5 protein-coding genes are annotated in these 3,211 nt (G+C 64.7%); 1 reads left to right on the top strand and 4 read right to left on the bottom strand.

The annotated features are described in order from the left end of the window. The coding region (locus AC2VON_RS06290) for a hypothetical protein (RefSeq protein ID WP_486952170.1) at positions 1 to 129 on the top strand (129 nt) is incomplete at its 5' end. Between the two features lie 184 nt (positions 130 to 313). Here the strand turns inward: AC2VON_RS06290 and AC2VON_RS06285 are convergent. From AC2VON_RS06285 to AC2VON_RS06270, 4 genes are all read right to left on the bottom strand, one after another. After that, positions 314 to 1,879 (bottom strand): PE-PPE domain-containing protein, encoded by a 1,566-nt coding sequence (locus AC2VON_RS06285; protein ID WP_486952168.1) that lies wholly within the window; start codon positions 1,877 to 1,879, stop codon positions 314 to 316. A gap of 82 nt (positions 1,880 to 1,961) precedes the next feature. Next, positions 1,962 to 2,171: a hypothetical protein gene (locus AC2VON_RS06280; protein ID WP_486952167.1), complete on the bottom strand. Its 210-nt coding sequence runs from the start codon at positions 2,169 to 2,171 to the stop codon at positions 1,962 to 1,964. Between the two features lie 62 nt (positions 2,172 to 2,233). Further along, entirely contained in the window at positions 2,234 to 2,905 is a 672-nt protein-coding gene (locus AC2VON_RS06275; protein WP_486952169.1) for an RES family NAD+ phosphorylase, read from the bottom strand. A 44-nt stretch (positions 2,906 to 2,949) separates the two neighbouring features. Next, positions 2,950 to 3,211 (bottom strand): hypothetical protein (locus AC2VON_RS06270; protein WP_486952166.1); only part of this gene is annotated, 262 nt, incomplete at its 5' end.

The raw sequence follows: 3,211 nt of genomic DNA, 5'->3' as shown, positions 1-3,211 counted from the left end.
CGGCAGGCCGCCGACGACCCCACCCGGCGCGGCGATCTGATCAAGCTCCTGGATTCCTTCCCGGCCGGTGCGGCCGCTCGCGGCGGCATGGACGCCGGCCGGTTGCGCGACGCGCTCGGATTGGACTGACCACCGTCAGATCGTTGCGCTCAGCAGTCCGGGCAGAGCGTGTCGCGACCACGATCGCGCGTTCTACCCGAGCCGGATCGGCGTGACCACCTTCTCGCCCACCGACCCCGCACTCGACGTGCTGGCCACCCTGCGCGCCGCGGGCACCGTCGGCCGCACCTGAGGCGGTGCCGAACCGCATCGTTCAGGAGAACAGGGTCGCCAGGTTGACCACGGTTCCCAAGGCCGTTTCCCCGACGGGTGCGAGTGCGCCGAATGTGAACGCGAACGGGACCAGCGCTACGTCGGCGGCAACCGGATCACCGATCGCGCCAAGCAGATTCCCCGCGTGAAGCTGGTCCAGGAAAAGGGTTGTGTCGTATTCCGGAAGGCCGGTCAGGATGGCGGTGGCCGTGTCTGCAACAGGGAGCAGGGTTGCGTAATCAGCCGAGAACGTGCCGGTGAGGGCGTTGACGATGTCGGTGGGCGAGGAGGTCAGCGTCGCATCCGAAGCCGGGAACCCGAAGAACCCGAGCAGCGTGTGCAACAGCTGATCAAGGGGTGCGTTCGCCAGATCGATCCCCAACGCGTGCGTCCCCGACGCGATCAGCGTCGACAACGCCGGGTTTTCCATGATCGGCGTCGGCTGGTAGTTGGCCGGGTTCTGCAGCGCTGCGATCGCGTCGTGGATGCCTGTCTGCAGGCCGTTGCCCAGCGCGGTGGCGAGCTGGGTCGAGTCGACGTTGGGGAACAGACCGAACGTGGTGGGCACATTCGCGTCCCCTTGCGACCAGCCGTCGGTGATGCTGCCGTAGCCCAGGTTCACCAGAATCCGCATGTCGGGCTCGAGCAGGTCGTAGAGCGGCTGGCCGACGACTGGGAGCAACTGCAGCAGTTGCAGCAGCGGCAGTTCCGCATTCGGAATCATGTAGTAGTCCGTCATGGTGTCGGACGCCGACGTCGAAAGTTGAATGGCCTCACCGCCGTCGGCGACCGGTTTGAGCTGTTCGGGCGTGAGACCCAGGTACGCGCCGTGCGCAAGAAGCAGGCCGAAAAATGCGTTGAGGTCCGACAGGACATTGATCGGATACTGCGGGAAGTCGGCGAAACCGTCGTATTCGATGGTGTAGATGTCGGTCGGGTAGAGATCGGCCGGGGTCGCACCGCTGAACGTGATGCCCAGACTCGGAAAGGACGGGCTCTCACCGTTGAACGGAACGTCGAAGCGTTCCAGCACCCCGCCGTTGGGCGCACTCGGGTCACCGACCAGCACGAAGTGCACGTCGTCGCTGGGCACGTGTTCGCTGTTCAGCTGGGGCATCGTCAGCGACGCGACCGAAGAACTCTGGGACCAGCCGAAAACCACCACGGGGTTGGCCGCGTCGACGCCGCCGGCGTTGATCTGGCTCTGGACCGCCGAGTCGAGGATCTGCTGGCCCTGGGCGAACGACGTGTCAGTGGGCAGGCTTTTGACGCCGGTCACCGGATACAGCCCCTCGGGGGTGAACAAGGGCTCGGTGGAGCCGGTGAAACCGAGCGGTTGCAGGTACATCGAGTCGGCGGTGGCCACGTAGGACTGAGACGGTATCGGGACACCGCTGGGGCCGATGACCAGGGCCGTACCGTCTCCCAGCGGTGAGTTCGCGTCATCGAGGCTGGCCAGCCGCACCACACGGGCCGCAACGTCGGGCATCGGCGGTGCCGCCGGCGGGATGGCGATCAGACTCGCCCCGGCGATTGCGGTGCCGGCAGTGCGAAGTGCGCGATGCATACGGTCCCCTACGTTCACGAAACCATCGCAGCCAGCGTGCTCTGACGTGTAGGGATACCGTATACCACGTTCAGGGGACAGCTCACACGTATTTCATTGCGGTGCAGAGCTGCAAAACATGCCCGGGCTTGGCCTCGTTGCGGGCAAGCTTGGCGTCAACCGGCTCGTAGGACACCGTGCCGTGCTCGTTGTCTTCGACACGCTCAACGAAGCCGGCGATCCCGCGCATGCCGTCGTGCACGAAAGGCCTCTGATAGACCACGTCCCAGTCGCCGGCGAACGGGTTGCCCACGCGGGCAATCCAGTTCGTGAACGTTTATGCGCGACGAACTCCCCGAACCAACAGTGCGCACGCTACTGCCAGGCGGGCGGAAGCGGGACTCCGAGCAAATCTGCCACCGCCTGAACGGCACTTCGGTGTAGCGGGCTCTCGGCGGACAAATCCGTGATCGAAACATCGACCGGTACATGACCATAAATTGCCCAACACCGCTCGCTGGAATCGATCCTCGACCAGTAGGCAATGCCGTCCACCTCGGGATGCCGCTCATACAACGCGCGAGAGACGGCCTGCGTGATAGGCCGCCCGACGTCCCCACCCAGCCGAATAAGTCCGGCATCGAGATGAACCGGGGCAGCACCTTCGCAAAGTGGGGAGTTGTGGATGGCCTCGCGTACCAGCGGGTGGGTGTCCAGATCGACCATGAGGTCCGCTGCTTCGATATCGACAAGAAGCGGCTGCGGCGTCACGAGAGTCACCCGGCCGACACGTTGTTTGGCCAGCCACTCTTCAACAGCCTGAACGGTTGGCGCCGCGGGGTCGTCAGCCGCGTCGACGAACTGCACCGCGGCAAGAAGGACATCAGCGGCTGGATTGGGCCGGAACCGCGCCATTGTCTCGACCAAGCAGCCGCGAAGGTTCTCGGCCGCGTAGCGCATCGAGAAACTTCCCTGCGGATCATCAAACCGGTTGCGTCCAGGGCCCTCATGCCGCAGCCGCGGAAGTGCCTCGGGTGCAGGGTGCACACGAAACGCGCCGGAACCAGGCAACGGCACCGGAAGCAGGCGGATCACCCTTCGAGGAAAGCTCGCGTCGCTGCGAGCACGGCCTGTTCGGCTTTGCTGACGGGTTGAGTAGCGAGCACCACCAGTGGTGCTTCGTCGTCGAGTTGGGGGTTGGATGATCTAAGAAAGGCAGTCGCTACGGTCGGACTGTAGATGGATTCGATGGCCCTGACTGCTCGAAACAACACTGCGAGTCGGCTGACGACGTCATGTTCACGGGGCTCGGCCCGGTGCTCGACCCAGTTGCGGACAGTGCGAGCATCTTTC

This window comes from Mycobacterium sp. TH-M82, assembly GCF_057473605.1.
This window is presented reverse-complemented; position numbering and strand designations above follow the sequence as displayed.